Source organism: Streptomyces purpureus, assembly GCF_014648195.1.
Classification (GTDB): Bacteria; Actinomycetota; Actinomycetes; order Streptomycetales; family Streptomycetaceae; genus Streptomyces; species Streptomyces purpureus.
The window spans coordinates 749,164-771,320 of record NZ_BMQQ01000001.1; the positions used below are offsets into that span (position 1 = coordinate 749,164).

Below are 22,157 nucleotides of genomic sequence, written 5' to 3' on the forward strand. Positions count from 1 at the left end.
TCGTTCGCCCCGGACGGAACTCCGACCAGGACCAAAGGCATCGGGCCGAAGAGCGACCAGGTTCGCTCGATCACCGCGTGCAGGGTGCGCTGGCGCGTTGCGCCGCCCTGTTGCCTGTGGACAGGAGTCGGAACGCTCTCGCTCGCTGCCAACTAAGAACGGGTCCGGCACAGTTCCTGGCCCATGAGTGTGATCATGGCCTGCTGGGTGTCCTGGCCGCCGTCACTGGTGACGTACACCACCGCGGTCCGGGTCCCGTCTCGGGTGGCGCCGCCCCAGGTGACATAGCCGAGGAGTTCGCCCCGGTGGCCGAAGTAGCTGCCGCCACAGGGCAACGGGATCTCGGCCAGACCGAGTCCATACCTCACGCCCAGCTCGGGCGCGGGCATGGTGGTCGTCATCTCGTCGAGCTGCGCCGGAGCCAGCAGACGGCCGCCGAGCAGCGCGGCGTAGAACCGGTTCAGGTCGTGCGCGGTGCTGATGACCGAGCCGGAGCCGACGGCCATACTCGGATTGAGGGTCGTGACGTCGATGCTCCTGTCGGTGCCGAACGCGGCGTAGCCCTGGGCGTGCGGGCCCGGGATGGACGGGAAGACGCCGGGCGTACTGGTGTCCCTCAGTTCCAGGGGGCGGATGATCCGGTCCTTCAGCTCCCGTGCCCAACTCCGGCCGGTGACCTTATGGATGATCATCGCAGCGAGAATGTAGTTGGTGTTGGAGTACGACCAGCCGTCGCCCGGGGAGAACTTGGCAGGGTGTCGCATCGCCAGACCAGCCAACTCCTTGGGCGTGTACGTGCGGAACCGCTCGGCCCGATAGCCGTCCGCGTTTTTCAACGCGGGTATCTCCGGCCCGACATCAGGGATGCCGCTGGTGTGCTGCAGCAGCTGCCGTACGGTGATTTGTCTGCCGTCGTTGCCGTTGCCCCGGACCACTCCCGGCAGCCACTGCTCGACGGTGTCTTCCAGGGACATTCGCCCCTCGCCGACGAGTTGCAGCACGACCGTGGCGGTGAAGGTCTTGGTAGCACTGCCGATCCGGAACCTGCCGTCCTGCGGCATTGGCCTCTCTGTGTTCATCGCGGCCGTCCCGGCGTACGCGCTGTCGCGTGCATCCGGTGACGTCACCTCGGCGTGCACACCGACGGCCCCGGTGTCGTGGATCGCCTCCACCTGCCGTTGGAGCGGATCGGCCGGCCGCGGCTTCGCCGCCGCCGTGGGCACGGTAGATGCGGCGAGGACGGCTGTAGCGAGGCTGGTCAGGACGAGCAGACCTCGCCGACGCCTTCTTAACCCATGCATGACGACCCCTTCTCTGTTCAGGTTGCGCGCGTTCAGGGACCGCTCAGGCTGTGGCCCGCGACTGTGTCGCCCCCTAGCGGCGGTCGACGACCATCCCACCAGCGGAGGGGGGATCGCCCCATCCGGTTTTCCCCCTGACGTACCGATGCGCTGTCCTCAGGCCGGTGCCGGGGGGTTACCCCCCTTGAGAACTCCTAGCGAAATGATCTCCAAGGTGGTTGGACCACGCCGGGACTGGTGATCCGGGGTGCGGGGTGGATCGGCCGAAGTCGTGGGAAGGCGGCGACGAGTTATGGGCGGTGCACGCTGCGCCGCGGAGAGCGTAAATGCGTCGACAGCGCCCCTCGGCACCCGGCAAAGTGGCCGTCCGTGACGAGCAGTGAACTGTGGACCCGTGCGACCGCTGACCGCTACGACGCCGAGGAGACCGAAGCGTCCTCGGCTGCCGTTCTCGGACCGACTCTCGCCTTCCTCGCCGAGCTCGCCGGAGGCGGCCGGGCACTGGAGTTCGCCATCGGGACCGGACGAGTGGGAGTCCCGCTCCGGGAACGCGGCGTGCCGGTAGTGGGCATCGAACTGTCCGAGCACATGGCAGCGGTGCTGCGGCGCAAGATCGACGAGGACACGCTCCCGGTAGTCATCGGGGACATGGCCACCACCGTCGTTCCCGGTGAGTTCACCCTGGTCTATCTCGTCTACAACACCATCACGAACCTGCTCACTCAGGACGAGCAGGTCGAGTGCTTCCGCAACGCCGCACGGCATCTGGAGCCCGGCGGCCGATTCGTCATCGAGCTGGGTGTGCCGCCGCTGCGGTTCCTGCCGCCCGGCCAGGTCGCGGTGCCGTTCGATGTCTCCGAGCAGCATCTCGGCTTCGACACCTTCGACCTGGTCGAGCAGATTCTCGTCTCGCACCACTTCACCCGCGACGGCGACGACGGCCGCTACCGCCGTGACAACTCCCGGCACCGGTACGCCTGGCCGGCAGAGCTCGACCTGATGGCACGGATCGCTGGGCTCGAGCTGGAACGTCGTGTCGCGGACTGGGACGGGGCGCCGTTCACCCAGGACTCCGCGAAGCACATCTCCGTGTGGCGCAAGCCAGCCTGAGGTCGGCCACCGGGCTGTCAATGTAGGCCGTGCCTGTCTTGAAGCTCCTGTCGGGAGTTCAGGCGTCGCCAGCAGATCGGTGCGTATCCGAGGGTGAGTGAAGGCTTCGTGGATGTCGTCGCGTATCTCCCAGCGGATCCGCAGGCGGCGGAGCCAGTGCAGGTGGGCGAATGCTCGCTCCACGACCCAGCGTTGGGCGCCGAGTCCGGAGCCGAGCACCACGTCCGGGCGGTGCCGTGGCCGGCGGCGCTACCCCGCACCCCCAGATCAACGGTCCCGGAGTGATCCAACCACTTCGTAGATCATTTCGTGAGGAATTCTTAGCGGTACCTTGGCCCGGAAATGCCCCGGAACTGCCCCGGAACTGCTGGTCAGAGTTGGGATACCGGTGGGAGATATCGAAGTAAGGGCATGTTTCGACTCGCCGCGTAGGTGTGCGACGAGAAGGGCGCCTGACGGGCATCTGCCCTGGTCAGGCGCCCTTTTTCCTGCATCTAGAAGAAGCCCAGCCTCTTCGGGGAGTACGAAACCAACAGATTCTTCGTCTGCTGGTAGTGGTCCAGCATCATCTTGTGCGTCTCGCGGCCGATACCCGACTGTTTGTACCCGCCGAACGCCGCATGCGCCGGATACGCGTGATAGCAGTTCGTCCACACCCGGCCCGCCTGGATCGCGCGGCCCGCACGGTAGGCCGTGTTGAGGTCGCGGGTCCAGACGCCCGCGCCCAGGCCGTAGAGCGTGTCGTTGGCCGTCTTGATCGCGTCGTCGAAGTCGGTGAACGAGGTCACCGCCACCACCGGGCCGAAGATCTCCTCCTGGAAGATTCGCATCCGGTTGTCGCCCTCGAAGATGGTCGGCTGGACGTAGTAGCCGCCCGCCAGCTCGCCGTCGTACTCCACTCGCTGACCGCCTGTCAGGATCTTCGCGCCCTCCTGCTGGCCGATGTCCAGGTACGAGAGGATCTTCCGGAGCTGGTCGTCGGAGGCCTGGGCGCCGATCATCGTGTCCGTGTCCAGGGGGTGGCCCGGCAGGATCCGCTCGGTCCGGGCGACCGCCGCCTCCAGGAACTCGCTGTAGTGGCCGCGCTGGATCAGCGCGCGCGACGGGCACGTGCACACCTCGCCCTGATTCAGGGCGAACATCGTGAACCCTTCGAGCGCCTTGTCCCGGAACTCGTCGTCCGCCGACCAGACGTCGTCGAAGAAGATGTTCGGCGACTTGCCGCCCAGCTCCAGCGTGACCGGTTTGATGTTCTCGGAGGCGTACTGCATGATCAGCCGCCCCGTCGTGGTCTCCCCGGTGAACGCGATCTTCGCCACCCGCGGCGACGACGCGAGCGGCTTGCCCGCCTCCACACCGAAGCCGTTGACGACGTTCACCACACCCGGCGGCAGCAGATCGGCGACCAGGCTCATCCAGAAGTGCACGGAGACCGGGGTCTGTTCGGCGGGCTTCAGGACGACCGCATTCCCGGCGGCCAGCGCCGGCGCCAGCTTCCACGTCGCCATCAGGATCGGGAAGTTCCACGGGATGATCTGCGCGACCACGCCCAGCGGCTCGTGGAAGTGGTACGCCACGGTGTCGTCGTCGACCTCGCTCAGCGAGCCCTCCTGGGCGCGCAGGGCGCTCGCGAAGTAGCGGAAGTGGTCGATGGCCAGCGGAATGTCCGCCGCCAGCGTCTCGCGGACCGGCTTGCCGTTCTCCCAGCTCTCCGCGACCGCCAGCTCCTCCAGATGCGCCTCCATCCGGTCGGCGATCCCCAGCAGCACGGAGGCCCGCTCGGCGGGCGCCGTACGGCCCCAGGCGGGCGCGGCCGCGTGCGCCGCGTCCAAGGCGCGTTCGACGTCCTCGGCGGTGCCCCGGGCGACCTCGGTGAAGGGGCGGCCGTCGACCGGGCTCGGGTTCTCGAAGTACTGCCCGCGCGCCGGGGCGACGTACTCGCCGCCGATCCAGTGGTCGTACCGCGACCGGTACGACATGATCGCGCCGTCGGTGCCGGGCGCTGCGTAACGCGTCATCGAACCGCCTCCCTCGGAGCGCACCGGCCGCCCTTGGCCGGCGCTCCCGTGAGGCTAGGAGCCGCGACGTTGCAACCTCGTTGCACCGGCGGACAGTTCGGCGTCCAGCGCCCGCAGCCGGTCCAGCACCGGAGCCCGGCCACTCGCCGGAACCACTCGCGCGAGCGCCCGCCACACCACCGGATCGTCCTCGCCCCACGCGCTGTACGCCCAGTCCGCCAGCAGCCGAGGATCGCCCCGGTCCACCAGCGCCGCCCGCAACTGCCCCGCCAGCCGCTCCCGCAGCCGTACGACCCCGGGAGCGCACGAGCCCGGCAGCAGCGGCCCCGCGTACACCCCGAGCGCCGCGGACAGCGCCCCCGAGCCGAGCTTGCGCGCGACAGAGTCGAAGTCGGCGTCGACGGTCCTGGCCAGCCGGTACGGGCGCGAGCGCAGGACGTCCGCGCCGAGCAGCCCCCGCAGCCGCGACAGTTCGGCCCGCAGCGTCACCGGCGTCACCGACGCGTCCTCGTACAGCAGCGTCAGCAGCTCCTCACCGCTCACACCCTCCGGGCGGCGCGCCAGCACGACCACGATCTCGCTGTGCCGACGGCTCAGCCGCACCCTGCGACCCTCCAGCCTCAGCAGCGCCTCGTTTCGGCCCAGCGCCTCCAGCCGTATCCGGTCGGCCGCCGGGGGAGGGGCGAGCAGCGCCAGCTGCGATTCGGCTGCCCGCGCCACCGCCTGGACGAATGCCAGGCTGTGCGGATGCGCGAGCCGGTCGCCGCCCGTGATGTCGACGGCGCCGAGCAGCCGCCCGCTGTGTGGATCGTGCACCGGCGCCGCAGCGCACGTCCAGGCCTGCACCGGGCGCCGGAAGTGCTCCGCCGAGCACACCTGCACCGGACGGTCCAGCGAGACCGCCGTCCCCGGCGCGTTCGTCCCCGCCGCCGACTCCGTCCAGCGCGCCCCGGCCACGAAGTTCATCGATCGCGCCCGGCGCAGCGCCCCCGAATGCCCCTCCACCCACATCAGCCGCCCCGACGCGTCGCACACCGCGACCAGATGCTCCCCATCCGTCGCATACGCATCCGTCAGCTCACGGATCACCGGCATCGCGGCGGCGAGCGGATGCGCCTCCCGGTACGCGGCGAGATCCTGCTCGTCCAGCTCGACGCAGGCGGCCCCGTCCGGGCTCACCCGGGCCCGCGCCGAGCGCCGCCACGACTCGGCGACCAGCGCCCGCACCGGCGGCCTCGGGGGCTCCCCGCCCGAGGTGAACGCGTCGTGCGCCCTGCGCAGTGCCCTGGTGTCGGGCTCCGGACCCATCCACGCCTCACTGGCCAAATCGGCCTCCCCGTCGAGGACTTCGGCCGCTGTCGGCGGGCCGAGGCCTCATCGTGGCCGCGCCCGGTGATGCCGACAACCCTCCCCGCCGCACCCTGTCCGGTCTTGACCCTCGGCCTCCCGTACAAGTGTTCCACGGCCTCGCGTAGAGTGGGCGCGGGCCGTGACTGGCGCGTGAGGTGGAGTACCACCGGGGAGCGGCCCGACGGGCTCCGACCGGACTCCGCCACTGCCGTGCGCCTGGGCGATGACGACCGATGCTCAGGAGTGGCCCATGCCCACCGTCCCCGCCGCACGCCTCATGGACGGCACCGCGCTCGCCCGCCGCACCGTCGAGGAGACCGCCGCCCGCGCTGCCGAGATCACCCGCCGCACGGGTACGGCTCCCTGCCTGGCGACCGTCCTCGTCGGCGAGGACCCGGCCTCCGTGACGTACGTACGGATGAAGCGCGCCCGCTGCGAGAAGGCCGGAATCCGCTCCCGGCACATGGAGCTGCCGGCCGCCACGAGCACCGAGGAGCTCGTCGCCACCCTCACCGGTCTCTCCCAGGACTCCGAGGTCAACGGCATCCTTCTCCAGCACCCGGTCGGGCCGCACATCGACGAGCGGGCCGCCTTCGAGGCGATCGCGCCGGAGAAGGACGTCGACGGTGTCACGATGACCTCGTTCGCGGCGATGAGCTTCGGCCTGCCCGGCTTCGAGTCCTGCACCCCCGGCGGCATCATGCGTCTCCTCGACGCGTACGACGTGAACCCGTCCGGGAAGCGCGCGGTGGTCGTCGGCCGCAGCGCGATCCTCGGCAAGCCGGCCGGCATGCTCCTGCTCGCCCGGGACGCGACGGTCACCTACTGCCACTCCCGCACCACCGGCCTCTCGGAGATCGTCGCCGAGGCCGACATCCTCGTCGCCGCCGTCGGCCGCCCCCGTTTCATCCGCGGCGAGGACATCAAGCCGGGCGCGGTCGTCATCGACGCGGGCTACAACCCCGGCAACGTCGGCGACGTCGACTTCGACACCGCCGCCGAACGCGCGAGCCTGATCACCCCGGTCCCGGGCGGCGTCGGCCCGATGACCATCGCGGTCCTCCTCGCCCAGACCGTGGACGCGGCCGAGCGCCAGCTCGGGCTGTAGGGGGGAGGCGGCCGGGCCGGCCACCGGCCCAAGCCCCCTGCCGCCCACCGGCTACGGGCGGGTCCCGCCTCCGCGGTTGGCGCCGGCTGCCTGGCCGTGACCCGACCTGCTTCGGCGGGAGGGCTCCGGCCCGGCCGGGCGGATCGTTGTGCGCCGCCGCCGGACGCCAGCTGCTTCGCCCTGTCGCACCGGGCCCCAGCCTGCCGTGCCCCGGCCGGGGCGGCCGGACGTTCACTCCTGCCGCCCCCAGCCCCTCGCCTACGGCTGCCCCGGCTCCGCCGTCACTCCCACCAGCGCCGCCGCCGGGTCCGGGTCCGCCGGGCCCGAGGGGGTCCAGCGGCCGCGGGATTTGGTGTACGGCCACCAGCGGCCGTCCTCGCCAAGGCGCAGCTGGACGTCGGCGCCGACCACGGTCCAGCGGGCCGGGCCCGTCTGGCGCAGGGGTGGCCGGTCGGTGTCGTCCCAGGCCTCGGCGAGCTGGGTCAGCGCGCGGGCCAGGACGTCCGGGGCCGGGGAGACGTCCTCCTCGAGAACCTTCAGGGCCGGCGCGCCACCCAGGCTCCACGCGCGCGTGGCCAGGTCGAGTTCGGCGCGGCGGCGGCCCGTGCCCGACGCCAGCCGGGCGGCGATCCAGGGCTCCGTCGGGGTCGCGGCCAGCCGGACCGCGTCCTGGGTGACCGTCAGGGCGGGCTCCACCGGCTGCCGGTCGTGCCCCGGTGCCAGCGCCTCCGCCAGCATCCGGTGCGCACGGGCCGCCGCGTCGGCCGCCAGGAACTCCAGGGCCGCGGGGTCGAGCCCGGGCGTCGGCCCCGACTCTGTCTCCAGGGACGGCGGTTCGCCGGGCGCGCCGGGCAGTGGGGGCGGCGCGGGCAGCGGGGGCAGGATGCCGCGCGCCGCGAACGCCTCCTCGGCCGGGACACCGGCCGCCTCCGCCGCCGCGACCGGCTCCGGATGCTCCGACGCGGCCCGCGCCGCGCTGCGGACCTGGAGCTCGTCGAGGAGCCGTCGCTCACCGCGGCCCCGCATCAGCAGCAGGACGAACGGATCCTGGTCCAGGAGGCGCGCCACCTGGTAGCAGAGCGCGGCGGTGTGCGGGCAGTGGTCCCACGCCTCGCACGTGCACTCCGGCTCCAGGTCGCCGATGCCGGGCAGCAGCTCCACCCCGGCCGCCGCCGCGTCCTCCACCAGGTCCGGCGGCATCTCTCGGTCGAGGAGCGCCGCGATGTGCCCGGCGCTGTCGACGGCCATGTCCAGGAAGCGGTGCCAGCCCTCCGCCGAGAGCTCCTGGAGCAGCACGTCGCTCCGGTGGCCCGTGCCGTCCCGGTCCCTGACGACGGCGGTGATCCGCCCGGGACGTACCGTCACCGCGCCGACCGAGCCGTCGCGCGCGTGCTTACGGCCCTTCTTGAGCTGCTCGCCGTCGAGCGCGGTGTCCTCCAGCGCCTTCAGCCAGGCCCGGCCCCACCAGGTACGTACGAACGTGCCGCCGCGTACCGGCGGCAGCGCGGCGAAGGTCCGCTCCTCCTCGGGGGCGCCGTCCGCGTGGTCGAAAACGTCATCCATCGCACTCATCGCCCGTTCCCTCGCAGCTCCACCAGGTCCGCCAGCTCGGCGTCGGTCAGTTCGGTCAGCGCGCCCTCGCCGGAGCCGAGTACGGCGTCCGCCAGCTCGCGTTTGCTCGCCAGCATGTCGGCGATACAGTCCTCGATCGTGCCCTCCGCGACGATCCGGTGGACCTGCACCGGCTGGGTCTGCCCGATCCGGTACGCCCGGTCGGTGGCCTGCGCCTCGACGGCCGGGTTCCACCACCGGTCGTAATGCACCACATGACCCGCGCGGGTCAGGTTCAGGCCGGTGCCGGCGGCCTTCAACGACAGCAGGAACACCGGCACTTCGCCGTCCTGGAAGCGCTGCACCATCGCCTCACGCTCCGCCACCGGCGTCCCCCCGTGCAGGAACTGCGTCCGCACCCCACGGTCCGCCAGGTGCCGTTCCAGCAGCCTCGCCATCTGCACGTACTGGGTGAAGACGAGCACGCTCGCCTCCTCGGCGAGGATCGTGTCGAGGAGTTCGTCGAGCAGCTCCAGCTTGCCGGAGCGGTCCGCGACGGTGGGGTTGTCCTCCTTCAGGTACTGCGCGGGGTGGTTGCAGATCTGCTTCAGCGCGGTGAGCAGCTTCATCACCAGGCCGCGGCGCTCCATGCCGTCCGCCTCGGCGATCGCCGCGAGCGTCTCGCGCACCACGGCCTCGTAGAGGCCGGTCTGTTCCTTGGTCAGCGACACGGCCCGGTCGGTTTCGGTCTTCGGGGGCAGTTCGGGCGCGATCCCCGGGTCGGACTTGCGGCGGCGCAGCAGGAACGGGCGGACCAGCGCCGCCAGCCGTTCGGCGGCCGCCGGGTCGCCGCCCTCGACGGCCTGGGCGTAGCGGGTGCGGAAGGTGCCGAGGCGCCCCAGCAGGCCGGGGGTCGTCCAGTCGAGGATCGCCCAGAGCTCGGAGAGGTTGTTCTCCACGGGCGTTCCGGTGAGCGCCACGCGCGCCTTCGTGCCGATGGTGCGCAGCTGCCGGGCGGTGGCCGAATAGGGGTTCTTGACGTGCTGGGCCTCGTCCGCCACGACCATGCCCCAGGCCGGCTCGGCCAGCCGCGCGGCGTCGAGCCGCATGGTGCCGTACGTGGTGAGGACGAACTCTCCGTCGGCCAGGCCGTCGAGGGTGCGTGTCGTGCCGTGGAAGCGGCGCACCGGCGTGCCGGGGGCGAACTTCTCGATCTCCCGCTGCCAGTTGCCCATCAGCGAGGTGGGGCAGACCACGAGCGTCGGCCCGGCGGCGGCCGGGTCGGTCTGCCGGTGCAGATGGAGCGCGATCAGAGTGATCGTTTTTCCCAGGCCCATGTCGTCGGCGAGGCAGCCGCCGAGCCCCAGGGACGTCATGCGGTGCAGCCAGTTCAGGCCACGCAGCTGGTAGTCGCGGAGCGTGGCGCTGAGCGCGGCGGGCTGGGCGAGGTCCTGCCGGCCGCCCTCCGGGTCGGCCAGCCGCTCCCGCAGCCGTGCCAGCCACCCCGACGCCTCGACCGCCACCGGGCGGCCGTCCACCTCCGTCGAGCCGGTCAGTACGGCACCCAGCGCGTCGATCGGGCTGACCTTGCGGTCCTGGCTCTCCCGGGCCCGTACCGCCTCCGCCGGGTCGACCAGCACCCACTGGTCGCGCAGCCGCACCAACGGCCGCCCCGCCTCGGCGAGCTGGTCGAGCTCCGCGCGGGTGAGGGTGTCGTCGCCCACGGCGAAACGCCAGTTGAAGGAGAGCAGGGCGTCGGCGGAGAGGAAGGAGGGCATGCCGGAGCCGTCCCGGTCCGGGCCGTGGTCGCCGGCGGGTGGCCCGATCACGGCGCGCGCGGTGAGCTTGCGCGCCAGCTCCCTGGGCCAGTGCACCCGCATCCCGGTCGCCGCGAGCGCCCGCGCCGCCTCGCCGAGCAGCTCGGTGACCTCCTCGTCGGCGAGGTCGACGGCGTCGGGGACGGCCGCGGACAGCAGCGGGGTCAGCGGCGCCCAGGCGCGTGCGGCCCGGCGCAGCGCGAGGAGCGCGTCCATCCGGGCGCGCGGCCCGAAGGCGGCCGCCGCGGGGCCGCTGCCCGCCCACACCTCCGCCGCGTCGGCGACCAGCGCGGCGTCGCTGACGCTGTGTATCTGCAGGACGGCCTGGAAGGCGGGCGCCCCCGGATCGTCGGCTCCGGCTCCAGTTCCCAGCCCCGACACCTCGACGCGCAGCGAGAGCCGTACCCCCGCGTCGTAGCCGGCGGCCACGTCCGCCGCCCAGCCGCGCTGGGCGGGCACCTGCTGCGCGGGGAGCGCCGCGAAGGCGGGGCCGCCGGCGGCGAGGGGCGCGGCGGGGGTACGCGGCAGCCCGTCGGCGACGGCGTCCAGGAAGGCCCGCAGCAGCCCCTCGGGCTCCGGCAGCCGCGGGGAGGCGCCGTCGACCGCGGGCAGGGGTACGGCATGGGCGCCGGGTGGCATCGACGCGGCCAGCGTCCGTACGTGCTCCAGGTCCTCGGGCGACAGCGGACCGACCCGCCAGGCGTCCCGGTCCGTGGCCGTGAGCCCCGGCAGCAGCAGCCCGCGCGCCACCAGATGGAGCCCGAGGAGTGCCGCCGCACTCCAGAAAGCGGTCTCGGGCGACGCGTCCGGCGCCGTCCTCGCGCGCGTGAGGACGGGCAGGGCCTCCCGTACGGGCAGCAGCCGGGCCCGTACGGTCCGGGGGAGGAGGTCGTCCGCGACCACGGTCAGGTCCTCGACCTCACCGTCCTCGTGGGGTGGTGGTCCGTCGCCGTCGCACCAGAAGGCGACCCGTCCGTCCCGCGCGGGGTCGGCGGGCAGGAAGACAGCCGAAGAGCCGAAGAGTTCGGACACGCTCACTGATTCCTCAAACTTGACTAGTGGACGGGGCGCCGAGGGTACTCGATCACGGCGTGGTGGAGCCAGCACCACTCCGCCCCCTGGGCTGACCCCCACTGAACTCGGGGGATGACGCCATGGTTCCCCACCGGCGCCGCTCCGTAGGTTTCTGGGGACCGGGCGCAGTCGGCGACCGGCCTCACCAGGGGAGACCGCCATGCCACAGGCCACCGCAACGCTCACGGCACCCGAACGGGCCCCCGCGTCCGCAGCCCCGCCACGGGCCGCCGGCAGCGAATTCGCCCCGCTGCTGCGCACGGTCAAGGAGCAGGGTCTGCTGGAGCGCCGCACCGCCTGGTACGCGCGCGGCATCGTGGTGAACCTGCTGGGCCTGGCCGCCGTCGTGACCGGCCTGGTCCTCCTGGGCCCCTCCTGGTGGGCGATGACGCTGGCCGTACCGCTCGCCCTGCTCTCCGCCCGCTGTGCGTTCGTCGGCCATGACGCCGGGCATGCGCAGATCGCCGCCGACCGCCGCACCAACCGGCTCATCCAGCTCGTCCACGCCAACCTCCTCCTCGGCATGAGCCAGGAGTGGTGGAACGACAAGCACAACCGCCACCACGCCAACCCCAACCACCTGGACAAGGACCCCGATGTCGCCGCCGACGTGCTGGTCTTCGCCCAGCACCAGGCGGCGGACCGCACCGGCTTCCGGGGCTGGCTCACCCGGCACCAGGCCTGGCTCTTCTTCCCGCTGACCACGCTGGAGGGCATCGCGCTCAAGGTGTACGGCTTCCAGGCGCTGTTCTCCAAGGACGGCCCCTACCGCCGCCGGCGCGACCGCCTGACCGAGGGCGCCCTGCTCCTCACCCATGTCGTCGGCTACGCCGCCCTGCTGCTGAGCACCCTCACGGCCGGGCAGGCGCTGGTTTTCGCGCTGATCCACCAGATGCTGCTCGGCCTCCACCTGGGCATGGCGTTCGCCCCGAACCACAAGGGCATGGAGACGCCCGGCGAGGACGGCGAGCGCTGGGGCCATCTGCGCCGCCAGGTGCTCACCTCCCGCAACATCCGCGGCGGCCCGCTCACCGACTGGTTCCTGGGCGGCCTGAACTACCAGATCGAGCACCACCTCTTCCCGAGCATGCCCCGACCGCACCTGCGGCTCGCCCAGCCGGCCGTCCGCGCCCACTGCCGCGCTATCGGGATCCCGTACACGGAGACCGGCCTCGTCGACTCCTACCGGCAGGCGCTCGGCCATCTGCACGAGGTGGGCGAGCCGCTGCGCGCGGCCTGAGCCGGAGACTCCACGGGCTCGTGCCGACGGCGGTCCCCCGGGGGAACCGCCGCCAGGTTTCGGGCGTTCAATGGAAGAAGGCGGCCACGGGCCGCGAAGGAGGCACGAAGATGTCGACAAACGGGAAGATCGCCCTCGGGGGAGTGGTCGCAGGCCTTGTCCTGATACCGCTGATCGGTTTCTGGCTCTCACTGCTGGTGATCGTCGGGGTCCCCGCCGTGGCCTATCTCGCGCTCGACCCGAGCCAGCGCCGCCGGCTGCGCCGGGTCTCCCGCAAGCAGATCGGCAGGTAGCGGCGGTCAGCCGCCCAGGCCACAGGAGTTGACCACGTCCCCGTCCGAGGGCCGGGCCACCGTACGGCTCGCGGGCGGCGACGCGCCCTTCTCGACCCACGCCGTCAGCGCCGTGAACGCCGAGCGGTAGCAGGGCAGGATCGGCCGCAGCCGGTCCGGATAGGTGTCGTACAGGCCGTCGGCGTGTGTGCCGTCCTCGATCCGGTAGTACCGGTGCAGCCCGGCGCGGCCCGTGCGCTCGACCGTCCGCGCGTACACATCGGAACCGGTCGCGATCGGCAGCAAGGCGTCCAGATCGCCGTGCAAGGTGATCAGGGGACGTCCGATTCTGCCCGTCAGGGCGACCTTCGCGACCGCCCGCCGGACGGACGCCGGCCGTGACGCATAGGAGTAGGCCGCGTCCGAAGGGCAGGCGGCGAAGATCTGCTCCGGCGTCGTACCGGCCGAGGCCCCCGGGCAGGCTGGATCGTACGTAGGGTCGAACTCCGCCCGGAACGCCTTCTGGGTCAGCCCCCAGTAGACCTTCTCGTGGTACGGCCACAGGAACCGCGACCCCGGGTGGAACCCGGCCCCCAGCAGATCGTCGTCATCGGCCGTCCCCTGGGATCGGGCGACCGTGACCGGCAGACCGGTCAGCAGGTTCGGCCCGCGCGTCGTCCACAGCACACCCTCCCAGTCCACCCCGCCGTCGTACAGATCGGGCCGGTTCTCCAGCTGCCAGCGCGTCAGATAACCGCCGTTGGAGATGCCCGTCATGTACGTGCGCCGGGGACCGTGCCCGTACCGCTGCCGTACGACCCGCTGGGCGGCGACGGTCAGTCGGTGACCCGGCGGTTCCACTCGGCGACCGCGTCGCCCGGGCGCCGCCCGTCGGTGAAGAAGTCGGGTCCGGTATTGCCCTTGTCCGTCGCCGCGTAGGCGTACCCCTGGGCCAGGACCTGGTCGGAGATGAGTGTGTCGGTGGCGTACTGGCGGCGGGTGCCCGGCGCGCCCGTCACCACCAGTCCGCCGTTCCAACGGTCGGGAAGCCGGATCACGAACTGCGCGTCGTGCCGCCAGCCGTGCGTGGCGTTCCACCGCGAGTCGTCCGGGAAGTACCCGTCGATCTGGACGCCCGGCACCCCGGACGGATTCCGCGTCCCGCGCGCGGAGAGCCCCGCCTGGTCGGCCATGTCGGTGTACGGAGTGCCGGCCAGCGCCGCCGTCGTCAGATCGCCCAGGCAGACGGTCCGCTGGTGCTCCGCGCCGGGGACGGCGAGCGCTCCCGGACGGGCGCAGGTCTCCGGAGGGCCGGTCGTGGCCCCGGCGGGGGCGGTGAGGGCGAGCCCCGTCAGGAGCGCGGTGAGCAGGGGAACGCCTCGCAGCAGGCGCATGGACGGCCTCCGGTGGACGACGGCTGGGTGTCACGCGCCGACCATCGTGCGGGCAGCCTCGCCGCCCTGCCATGGTCCGGCACCCCACCTCGGACGCCTTCCGCATGTGCCCCGGACCCGCCTCCACGGCCTCCACGGCGGCGCATGGCTCAGGACGGGCGCACCGCCATGGCGTCCAACGCCTCCAGCAGCGCGGGGAGCTTGGGGCCACGGGCCACCGGCAGGACCTCGCGCGGTTCGTCGTCCAGGAGCACGAACGCCATGTCGTCGGTGCGGGCGACCAGGGACCAGCCCGGTCCGTCGGCGCGCAGCATCCGGGCGTCCGCGGTGGCGAAGGTGGACCGGACCCGGCCGACCGGCGGCGGCTCCTTCAGGTACCCGCGCAGTTCGGCCAGCGCGCGCCGCACCCCGTCGTACGGGTCGTCCCCGGCCTCCGGGTCCCAGGCGCCCGCGTCCCCGGCCTGCCCGTCTCCTGCCACGTCCTGGGCTGCGCCTTCGGCCGGCTTGTCACCGGACGAACCGTCGAACTCGGCCCGCCAGGCCTCCCACTGCAGCGCGATGGCGTCCGCGCCCATACGCCGCTGAGCGGGCCCCCACTCCCCGGCGTCCAACGGGGCCAGCACCGGCGGATCACCCTCCTCCGGCTCCGGATCGTGCGGCGCGGGCAGATCAGGCGCCGCCGTCGCCACCGCCAGCGGCCAGCCGGGGAGCCCGGCCACCACCGAGCGCTCGTCGGGCGACAGGTCGTAGGCCATGCCGCAGTCCCACGACGCGATGGCCACGGCGACCAGCGACACGTCGTCGACGACGACGGTCCAGCGGGCTCCCGTACCGTCTTGGCCCAGCACCAGCCCGTAGCCCTCGGCGTACGCCTCCAGCCCCAGGGACGCGCAGGCGGCGGGGTAGTCGTCGCCGAGGACGGTGGGGAACTGCGCGGGTGTCAGCAGGACGGCCGTCAGCACATACAGCGCGTCGTCGTCGACGTTGTCCGTCCCGGCCACGGCAGCCTCCCCATCCCGATCGGTCGTCGGCGCACCTTAACCAGCGGGTAACCCGGCCGTCGAGAGTCCGCGGAGAGTCCGGGGACGGTTTCCGGGAAGCCATTGACGGGCAAAGCGGTACGACTCAGGCGGCCTGGCGTGCGAGCGCGAGGAAGCGGGCGTCCTCGTCGACGTACGACTCCAGCCGCCAGCCGGCGCCGGAGAGCAGCGGCCGCAGGTTCGGCTCGGCGCGCAGGTCGTCGTCGGTGATCGCCCGCCCGTGGCGGGCGGCGAGCGCCGCGCGCCCGATCGGGTGGAACAGCGCGAGAAGCCCGCCGGGCCGCACCACCCGCGCCAGCTCGCTCAGATTCTCCTGCGGCCGGGGGAGATGCGAGATGAGCCCGGCCCCGAACACCGCGTCCAGGGCCCCCGAGGCGAACGGCAGCGCGCCGACGTCGGCGAGCAGCAGCTGTCCGTACGCGTCACGGCCGGCGCGTACCGCCGCCGTCAGCATCGCCGGGGTCAGATCGGCGCCGAGGACGGTGCCGCCGGGCCCCACGGCTTCGCGCAGGGCGGGCAGGGCCCGTCCCGTGCCGCAGCCCGCGTCGAGGACGGCATCACCGGGCCGCAGGCCCAGCTCCGCGACGGCGGCGGCGTAGGCCGGCCCGTCGTCGGGGAAACGGCTGTCCCAGTCGGCGGCCCGGGCCGTGAAGAATTCCTGTACCTGTGTGGGGTCGTCGCTCATGCCGCCATGATCCCTCAGCGAAACCGGCAGAGTTCAGCCTCTTCGGTGAATCACCTGTGCGCACGTTCGAGCGCGCCGCGATCGTTCAGGAACATCTCTGCGTCATATTCCAACACCTTTCGAAATGCGCCCCTTCCGTGCGCCCCTATGAGGACTAGCGTCCCTGAGCCATGGGACACCTGGACCACGCCGCCTTCGGCTGGCTGACCCCCGTGCTGTCGTACGCGATGGCCTGCATCGGCGCCGCCCTCGGACTGCGCTGCACCGTACGAGCGCTGGAAGCGACCGGCCGCTCCCGGCGCAACTGGCTGCTCACCGCCGCCTCCGCCCTCGGCACCGGCATCTGGACGATGCATTTCGTCGCCATGCTCGGTTTTGGCGTCACTGGCACCGACATCCGCTACGACGTGCCGCTGACCCTCCTCAGCCTCCTCGTCGCCATGGTCGTCGTCGGCGTGGGCGTCTTCGCCGTAGGCCACGGCCGCGCCCGGCTGCGCTCGCTCCTCCTCGGCGGGCTCACCACCGGCCTGGGCGTGGCCAGCATGCACTACCTCGGCATGGCCGCCCTGAGGCTGCACGGGCAGGTGCGTTACGACCCCCTGCTCGTCGCGCTCTCCGTCGCCATCGCGGTCGTCGCGGCGACCGCCGCCCTGTGGGCGGCCCTGAACATCAAGTCGCCCGCCGCGGTCGCCGTCGCCTCACTCGTCATGGGCGCGGCCGTGAGCAGCATGCACTACACCGGGATGTTCGCCGTCGAGGTCGACGTGGCACCCTCCCACGGCACGCTTCCCGGCGCCACGGCGATGCAGTTCATCTTCCCCCTCGCCGTCGGCCTCGGGTCCTACCTCTTCCTCACCTCGGCCTTCGTCGCGCTGACGCCGACCGCCATGGAACGCGCCGCCTACGCCTCCGCCGAACGCGCCGCAACGGACGACGTCGCCCCGACCGTCGCCAGGGGTGGTTCCCGGCCCGCCGCGACGTCGGCCCAGCCGTCAGCCCCCGCATAGCCGCCCCGGCACCGCACCCAGCCCCGTACCCGGAACGAGGAGGCCATGCGAACTCCCCGCCACACCAGCCCCGACACCGGCTCACCACAGCCCGCGCCGGCCGCGCGAGGGCGCCGCGCCCACGCCGGACCGCCCGCCGACGAACAGCCGGCCGGGCCGGAGCGGGCGGCCCCCGCACCCACCACGGGACCGGGCGCAGGGGGACAGGGCGCGACGGAAACACCGGGCGCGACGGAAGCGCAGAGCGGGACGGGAGCACAGCCGGGGGCGCAGGCCCGGCCACGCGCCCACCTGCGCCCCCGGACCGTCCGCGCCAAGATCGTCTCGCTGCTGATGGTGCCCGTCGTGTCCCTGCTGGGCCTGTGGGGCTTCGCCACCGTCACCACCGCCCAGGACATCGCCCGGCTCCGGCAGCTCCAGCGCATCGACGCCGAGATACGGGCGCCCCTCACCGCCGCCGTCACCGCCGTCCAGGCCGAACGCCGCGCCGCCGTACGCCAGATCGCCTCGCCGGGCCCCGGCCGCGTCGCCGAACTGAAGGAACAGGGACGCGCCACCGACGCCGCCGTCGCCCGGCTCGACCTGGGCGGCGGCCACACCGTCGCGGACACCGGCGGCCTGCCCGGCGACGCCTCGCGCCGGGTGGAGACCTTCATCGAGAACGTCCGCGCCCTGCGGACCGTGCGGACCGCCGTCCTCGGCGGCAAGACCGACTGGGACACCGCCTACACGCGGTACACCGACACCATCGCCGCGGCCTTCGCCGCGAGCGGTGCGCTGACCGGCGTCCAGGACGGCACGACCGGCTCCGACGCGCGCGTGCTCCTCGAATTCGTCCGGGCCACCGAGATGCTCGCCCGGGAGGACGCCCTCCTCTCCTCCGCCCACCTCGGTACGGAACTCGGCGCGGCCCGCCAACGCGCTTTCGCCGGCGCCGTGGAGAACCGCCGCCACCTCGCCGAGACCGCCGGTGCCGACCTGCGCGGACCCGACCGCGACGCCTGGCGCGCCCTCACCGCCCAGCCTGAGTACCAGCAGCTCACCGCCGCCGAGGACCGCATCCGCACCGCCCCACCGGGCCGTAAGGCCGCCACCGCCGTACCCGCGAGCACCTGGGACAGCGCCCATGGCCCCGTCCGCGCCGCACTCGACACCCTTGAGGCCGACGCCCGGCGCAGCGCCGCCGACCGCGCCGACCCGTTCGCCGACGGCGCTCTCACCCCGGCGGGCGCGGCCGTCCTCTTCGGCCTCGCCGCGGTCGCCGCCTCCCTCGTCATCTCCGTACGCATAGGCCGCGGCCTCGTCGTGGAACTCGTCAGCCTCCGCAACACCGCCCTGGAGATCGCCCGCCGCAAACTGCCCCACGCCATGCGGCGGCTGCGCGCCGGCGAAGAGATCGACGTCCGTGCGGAGGCGCCGCCCGGCCCCGCCGCACAGGACGAGATCGGGCAGGTCGGCGAGGCGCTCGGCACCGTCCACCGCGCCGCGCTCACCGCGGCCGTCGAACGGGCCGAACTGGCCGGCGGAATCTCCGGCGTCTTCGTCAACCTCGCCCGGCGCAGCCAGGTCCTGGTCCACCGTCAGCTCAACCTTCTCGACAGCATGGAGCGCCGGGCCGACGATCCGAGCGAGCTGGGCGACCTCTTCCGCCTCGACCACCTCACCACCCGCATGCGCCGCCACGCCGAGAGCCTGATCATCCTGTCCGGGGCCGCCCCCGGCCGCGCCTGGCGGATGCCTGTCCCGCTCACCAACGTCGTACGGGCCGCCGTCTCCGAAATCGAGGACTACGCGCGCGTGGAGGTACGCCACCTGCCCGAGACCTCCGTCGTCGGCGCGGCCGTCGCCGACCTCACCCATCTGCTCGCCGAACTGGTCGAGAACGCGGCGCAGTTCTCCCCGCCGCACACCAAGGTCCGCATCAGCGGCGAGCCCGTCGGCAACGGCTACGCCCTCGAGATCGAGGACCGCGGGCTGGGCATGGGCAAGGAAACCCTGGCCGACGCCAACCGCCGGATCGAACAGTCCGAGGCGCTCGACCTGTTCGACAGCGACCGGCTCGGACTCTTCGTCGTCAGCCGCCTCTCCGCCCGGCACGACATCAGGGTCCATCTGCGGACATCGCCGTACGGCGGTACGACCGCGGTCGTCCTGCTGCCGACCGCACTGCTCCAAGGGGCCCTGACAGCCGGGGCACCCGCGGCAGCGGCTTCCCGTACGGACCACGCGACGCCGACGCAAGGCCCCCTGCCCTCTGCGGCTCCGGCCGCCGCCGAGTCCGCCGGACATCCGCCGCCCCCGCCCGTCGCCGCCGTTCCGTCCGCGGCGCGCCGCGCGCTCCGCCCCGCGGAGCCCCAGCCGTCCCACGGGCCCCGGAGCCAGCCCGCGCCGCCGCCCGCCGCCGTCACGACACTCCGGTCGCGCGGCCAGGACGACGCGGGCGCCGAGCAGGGCACTACGGACGGCCTGCCGCGCCGCGTACGCCAGTCCCACCTCGTAGCCCAGCTGCGTGAGGCGCCGCCGCCCGCCCCGACCCACGAACCGGCCGAGCCCGACACGGACCGCCGGACCCCCGAGCAGGTCCGCGACCGTATGACGGCCTACCGCGACGGCTGGACCCGCGGCGGCGGCCCCGCCCCTGGCACACCCAACGGCCGTACGCCCCCCAACCGCACGCGCAGCACCGGTTTCGGCAGCGAAGGAGACGACAGATGATCGAGCACGAGAGGATCGCCCCGCACCGGTCGGGCGAACTCGACTGGCTGCTGGACGATCTCGTCCTGCGGGTCCGCGAGGTGCGCCACACGGTCGTACTCTCCAACGACGGCCTCGCCGTCGGCGCCTCCACCGGCCTGACCAGGGAAGACGCGGAACACCTCGCGGCCGTCGCCTCCGGCTTCCACAGCCTGGCCAAGGGAGCGGGCCGCCACTTCGGCGCCGGGGCAGTGCGCCAGACGATGGTGGAGATGGACGAGGGATTCCTGTTTGTCGCGGCCGCCGGTGACGGATCGTGCCTCGCCGTCCTCAGCGAGGTCACCGCCGACATCGGCCTGATCGCCTACGAGATGGCCCGCCTCGTCAAACGGGTCGGCGAGCACCTGTACGCGCCGCCGAGGATGACCACCACCCCGCCGGCCACCGGCTGACCGCGGCGAGACCCACCGGAGACCACACCGGAGAGACACCCATGACCGAGGACAGCGACGCCGACCGGCCACCGGGCGGCCACTGGTACGACGCCGAGGCAGGACCCCTCGTCCGCCCGTACGCCATGACCGGCGGCCGTACGAAACCGGGGCCCAGCAACGTACGGTTCGACCTCATCGCTCTGGTCGTGGTCGACGACCACCCACCCGACCGGGCGGAGGAATCCCTCCTCGGTCCGGAGCACCGCGCCCTGCTGACCCTGTGCCGCGCCGAGACCCAGTCCGTGGCGGAACTCGCCGCGGACGCCGACCTGCCGGTGGGCGTCGTCCGGGTTCTCCTCGGTGACCTGCTCGAAGCCGGCTATGTCAAGGTCAGCAGGCCCGTACCGCCCGCGCAGCTCCCCGACGAGGGGATCCTGCGGGAGGTGATCGAAGGGCTCAGAGCGCTCTGAAGCAGCCCAGGCCATCAGAGAGGACGGTCAGGGGACGGGGACGGTCAGGGGACGCGGGTGGTGATCGTGAAAAGACCACCGTCGGGATCGCGCAGCGAGGCCCAGCTGTGGTCCTCCGTGGCCTCGACCGGCGCCACGAGCATGCCGCCGAGATCGGTGGCCGTCTCCAGCGCGAACTCGATGTCCGGAACGTAGAAGTGCACATGCCAGCGCGGCCTGACCTGCGGGTCGGGCGCGGACTCCAGGGCGCCGCCGGTGATGCGCGCGATGGCGATGTCACCATGGCGCAGCACCACATGCTCTTCCTCGTACGCAACCTCGCAGCTGCCGGGCCGACCACAGGCCCAGTCCAGGACCTCGCCGTAGAAGATCGCCGCGTCGAAGGCGTTGCGCGTGCGCAGCTCCAGCCACGCGGGGGCCTTGTCCCGGCCGACACACCAGTCGGGGATGGCCTCGCCCTGCCAGATCCCGAAGATCGCTCCGTCCCGGTCGGCGGCGAGCGCGGCCCGGCCGGTACCGAAGGTGAGCGGACCCACCGCGAGCGTCGCACTGCGCTCCCGGATACGGGCGGAGGTGGCGTCGGCGTCCTCGACGGCGAAGTAGGGGGTCCAGGCGACCGCGATGTTCAGGCTGCCGGCGAGCGCGCCGATACCGGCCACCGGGGCGCCGTCGTGGAAGGCGACGGAGAATTCCTCGCCCAGGCGGGTGGGCCGGAAGTCCCATCCGAAAACGGCGCCGTAGAAGTCCTCCGCGGCGCGCAGATCACGGGCCATAAGACTGACCCAGCAGGGAGCTCCGAAGACCGCATGACTTGACGTCGACACCACTGCCACCCATTCGCAGCACACGCGTGACAAGACTCCTCCACCGTACCTCTCGCGCCACCGGTAGACGCAGAGGCGCAGGCGGCACACGTGTGAGACCGTGCGAGAGGGAGGCAGGCCATGACCAGTACGAGCGCCGAGAAGGCCGCCCGGCTGCTGCGTGAGCACGGGCGCACCTACGCGGAGGAAGCGGGTATCACCCTGCGTGACGCCCCTTCGCCGCTGTACCAGCTCCTCGTCATGACGGTCCTCTGCTCGATCCGGATCCGCGCCAACACGGCCATCGACGCCGCCCGGGAGCTGTTCACCGCGGGGCTCCGCACCCCCACGGCGATGGCCGAGTCCACCTGGCAGCAGCGTGTGGACCTGCTGGGCCGCGCCCACTACGTCCGCTACGACGAGTCCACCTCGACGGCCCTGGGGGAGGGGGCGAAGCTCGTCCTCGACCGGTTCGACGGCGATCTGCGGAACCTGCGCGAGGAGGCGGGCGGCGATCAGGACCGACTGATCGAGCTGCTCCAGGAGGTCCCCAGAATCGGCCCGGTGGGCGCCGGCATCTTCTGCCGTGAGGCCCAGGCCGTCTGGCACGACCTCCGCCCCTTCTTCGACGAGCGCTCCCGCACGGCCGCCGCCGACCTCGGCCTCCCGCACACCGCCCGCGGCCTGTCCCACCTGGTCCCGCCGGAAGACCTGGCCCGCTTCGCGGCCGCGCTGGTACGGGCGAGCCTGTCCCACGACAAGCACGCGGACTGAACCACGCGATTGGCT

General features: G+C 72.7%; 17 protein-coding genes, 2 pseudogenes and 1 riboswitch. Of the genes and pseudogenes, 9 read left to right on the forward strand and 10 right to left on the reverse strand.

The window, feature by feature from the left end; genetic code table 11:
- Positions 1–152: 152 nt before the first annotated feature.
- On the reverse strand, positions 153–1,301 hold the full coding sequence (locus IEZ01_RS03380) for a serine hydrolase domain-containing protein (protein ID WP_189199724.1): 1,149 nt from the start codon (positions 1,299–1,301) through the stop codon (positions 153–155).
- 369 nt (positions 1,302–1,670) lie between these two features.
- Between IEZ01_RS03380 and IEZ01_RS03385 the strand changes: the two genes are divergently transcribed.
- The gene (locus IEZ01_RS03385; protein ID WP_019891398.1) at positions 1,671–2,411 is read left to right on the forward strand and encodes a class I SAM-dependent DNA methyltransferase; all 741 of its coding nucleotides are present in this window, start codon (positions 1,671–1,673) and stop codon (positions 2,409–2,411) included.
- Positions 2,412–2,428: 17 nt separating this feature from the next.
- Here IEZ01_RS03385 and IEZ01_RS34640 read toward each other — a convergent pair.
- The 3 genes and pseudogenes from IEZ01_RS34640 to IEZ01_RS03400 form a co-directional block, all read right to left on the reverse strand.
- Positions 2,429–2,660, reverse strand: a pseudogene (locus tag IEZ01_RS34640) (hypothetical protein); the annotation flags it as partial.
- 245 nt (positions 2,661–2,905) lie between these two features.
- Positions 2,906–4,429, reverse strand: a complete 1,524-nt coding sequence (exaC, locus tag IEZ01_RS03395) for an acetaldehyde dehydrogenase ExaC (RefSeq protein ID WP_189199726.1) — start codon at positions 4,427–4,429, stop codon at positions 2,906–2,908.
- 54 nt (positions 4,430–4,483) lie between these two features.
- The gene (locus IEZ01_RS03400; protein WP_019891400.1) at positions 4,484–5,737 is read right to left on the reverse strand and encodes a GAF domain-containing protein; all 1,254 of its coding nucleotides are present in this window, start codon (positions 5,735–5,737) and stop codon (positions 4,484–4,486) included.
- A 171-nt stretch (positions 5,738–5,908) separates the two neighbouring features.
- Positions 5,909–6,008, forward strand: a riboswitch (ZMP/ZTP riboswitch).
- A 21-nt stretch (positions 6,009–6,029) separates the two neighbouring features.
- Between IEZ01_RS03400 and IEZ01_RS03405 the strand changes: the two genes are divergently transcribed.
- Entirely contained in the window at positions 6,030–6,887 is an 858-nt protein-coding gene (locus IEZ01_RS03405) for a bifunctional 5,10-methylenetetrahydrofolate dehydrogenase/5,10-methenyltetrahydrofolate cyclohydrolase (protein ID WP_019891401.1), read from the forward strand.
- 258 nt (positions 6,888–7,145) lie between these two features.
- Here IEZ01_RS03405 and IEZ01_RS03410 read toward each other — a convergent pair whose 3' ends face one another.
- Complete coding sequence (locus tag IEZ01_RS03410; protein WP_189199852.1) at positions 7,146–8,450, reverse strand: SWIM zinc finger family protein; 1,305 nt, start codon at positions 8,448–8,450, stop codon at positions 7,146–7,148.
- Positions 8,451–8,455: 5 nt separating this feature from the next.
- Positions 8,456–11,293, reverse strand: a complete 2,838-nt coding sequence (locus IEZ01_RS03415) for an SCO1167/SCO6262 family helicase (protein ID WP_506417156.1) — start codon at positions 11,291–11,293, stop codon at positions 8,456–8,458.
- A 196-nt stretch (positions 11,294–11,489) separates the two neighbouring features.
- Between IEZ01_RS03415 and IEZ01_RS03420 the strand changes: the two genes are divergently transcribed.
- Entirely contained in the window at positions 11,490–12,569 is a 1,080-nt protein-coding gene (locus IEZ01_RS03420) for a fatty acid desaturase family protein (protein WP_189199730.1), read from the forward strand.
- A gap of 110 nt (positions 12,570–12,679) precedes the next feature.
- Positions 12,680–12,862 (forward strand): tail-anchor membrane protein, encoded by a 183-nt coding sequence (locus IEZ01_RS03425; RefSeq protein WP_019891406.1) that lies wholly within the window; start codon positions 12,680–12,682, stop codon positions 12,860–12,862.
- A gap of 6 nt (positions 12,863–12,868) precedes the next feature.
- Here IEZ01_RS03425 and IEZ01_RS03430 read toward each other — a convergent pair.
- The 3 genes and pseudogenes from IEZ01_RS03430 to IEZ01_RS03440 form a co-directional block, all read right to left on the reverse strand.
- Positions 12,869–14,235 (reverse strand): annotated as a pseudogene (locus IEZ01_RS03430) (tannase/feruloyl esterase family alpha/beta hydrolase).
- Between the two features lie 149 nt (positions 14,236–14,384).
- Positions 14,385–15,236, reverse strand: a complete 852-nt coding sequence (locus tag IEZ01_RS03435; protein ID WP_189199732.1) for a hypothetical protein — start codon at positions 15,234–15,236, stop codon at positions 14,385–14,387.
- Between the two features lie 124 nt (positions 15,237–15,360).
- Positions 15,361–15,960 carry a class I SAM-dependent methyltransferase gene (locus tag IEZ01_RS03440; RefSeq protein WP_189199734.1) on the reverse strand — a complete coding sequence of 200 codons (600 nt, stop codon included), beginning with the start codon at positions 15,958–15,960 and terminating at the stop codon, positions 15,361–15,363.
- Between the two features lie 170 nt (positions 15,961–16,130).
- On the opposite strand from IEZ01_RS03440, the gene IEZ01_RS03445 reads away from it, so the two are divergent.
- Genes IEZ01_RS03445 through IEZ01_RS03460 form a run of 4 tightly spaced genes read left to right on the forward strand, consistent with a single transcriptional unit; the run spans position 16,131 to position 20,565 of the window.
- Positions 16,131–16,967 carry an MHYT domain-containing protein gene (locus tag IEZ01_RS03445; RefSeq protein WP_189199736.1) on the forward strand — a complete coding sequence of 279 codons (837 nt, stop codon included), beginning with the start codon at positions 16,131–16,133 and terminating at the stop codon, positions 16,965–16,967.
- Positions 16,968–17,012: 45 nt separating this feature from the next.
- Entirely contained in the window at positions 17,013–19,682 is a 2,670-nt protein-coding gene (locus tag IEZ01_RS03450) for a sensor histidine kinase (protein WP_229832634.1), read from the forward strand.
- Positions 19,679–20,113, forward strand: a complete 435-nt coding sequence (locus IEZ01_RS03455) for a roadblock/LC7 domain-containing protein (RefSeq protein ID WP_019891412.1) — start codon at positions 19,679–19,681, stop codon at positions 20,111–20,113. The genes IEZ01_RS03450 and IEZ01_RS03455 overlap by 4 nt, the downstream gene beginning before the upstream one ends.
- 41 nt (positions 20,114–20,154) lie before the next feature.
- Complete coding sequence (locus IEZ01_RS03460; protein WP_019891413.1) at positions 20,155–20,565, forward strand: DUF742 domain-containing protein; 411 nt, start codon at positions 20,155–20,157, stop codon at positions 20,563–20,565.
- 44 nt (positions 20,566–20,609) lie between these two features.
- Here the strand turns inward: IEZ01_RS03460 and IEZ01_RS03465 are convergent, their stop codons facing one another.
- Positions 20,610–21,338, reverse strand: coding sequence for a VOC family protein (locus tag IEZ01_RS03465; protein ID WP_019891414.1), 729 nt, complete (start codon positions 21,336–21,338; stop codon positions 20,610–20,612).
- 171 nt (positions 21,339–21,509) lie between these two features.
- Here IEZ01_RS03465 and IEZ01_RS03470 point away from each other — a divergent pair, with 171 nt between their 5' ends.
- The gene (locus tag IEZ01_RS03470) at positions 21,510–22,142 is read left to right on the forward strand and encodes a hypothetical protein (protein ID WP_019891415.1); all 633 of its coding nucleotides are present in this window, start codon (positions 21,510–21,512) and stop codon (positions 22,140–22,142) included.
- The last annotated feature ends 15 nt before the right edge of the window (positions 22,143–22,157 follow it).

Excerpts from the sequence above, each read along its gene's own strand:
- IEZ01_RS03380 (WP_189199724.1), bottom strand. The coding sequence starts at position 1,301 with ATGCATGGGTTAAGAAGGCGTCGGCGAGGTCTGCTCGTCCTGACCAGC.
- exaC (WP_189199726.1), bottom strand. The coding sequence starts at position 4,429 with ATGACGCGTTACGCAGCGCCCGGCACCGACGGCGCGATCATGTCGTAC.
- IEZ01_RS03400 (WP_019891400.1), bottom strand. The coding sequence starts at position 5,737 with ATGGGTCCGGAGCCCGACACCAGGGCACTGCGCAGGGCGCACGACGCG.
- IEZ01_RS03405 (WP_019891401.1), top strand. The coding sequence starts at position 6,030 with ATGCCCACCGTCCCCGCCGCACGCCTCATGGACGGCACCGCGCTCGCC.
- IEZ01_RS03410 (WP_189199852.1), bottom strand. The coding sequence starts at position 8,450 with ATGGATGACGTTTTCGACCACGCGGACGGCGCCCCCGAGGAGGAGCGG.
- IEZ01_RS03420 (WP_189199730.1), top strand. The coding sequence starts at position 11,490 with ATGCCACAGGCCACCGCAACGCTCACGGCACCCGAACGGGCCCCCGCG.
- IEZ01_RS03425 (WP_019891406.1), top strand. The coding sequence starts at position 12,680 with ATGTCGACAAACGGGAAGATCGCCCTCGGGGGAGTGGTCGCAGGCCTT.
- IEZ01_RS03440 (WP_189199734.1), bottom strand. The coding sequence starts at position 15,960 with ATGAGCGACGACCCCACACAGGTACAGGAATTCTTCACGGCCCGGGCC.
- IEZ01_RS03445 (WP_189199736.1), top strand. The coding sequence starts at position 16,131 with ATGGGACACCTGGACCACGCCGCCTTCGGCTGGCTGACCCCCGTGCTG.
- IEZ01_RS03450 (WP_229832634.1), top strand. The coding sequence starts at position 17,013 with ATGCGAACTCCCCGCCACACCAGCCCCGACACCGGCTCACCACAGCCC.
- IEZ01_RS03455 (WP_019891412.1), top strand. The coding sequence starts at position 19,679 with ATGATCGAGCACGAGAGGATCGCCCCGCACCGGTCGGGCGAACTCGAC.
- IEZ01_RS03460 (WP_019891413.1), top strand. The coding sequence starts at position 20,155 with ATGACCGAGGACAGCGACGCCGACCGGCCACCGGGCGGCCACTGGTAC.
- IEZ01_RS03465 (WP_019891414.1), bottom strand. The coding sequence starts at position 21,338 with ATGGCCCGTGATCTGCGCGCCGCGGAGGACTTCTACGGCGCCGTTTTC.
- IEZ01_RS03470 (WP_019891415.1), top strand. The coding sequence starts at position 21,510 with ATGACCAGTACGAGCGCCGAGAAGGCCGCCCGGCTGCTGCGTGAGCAC.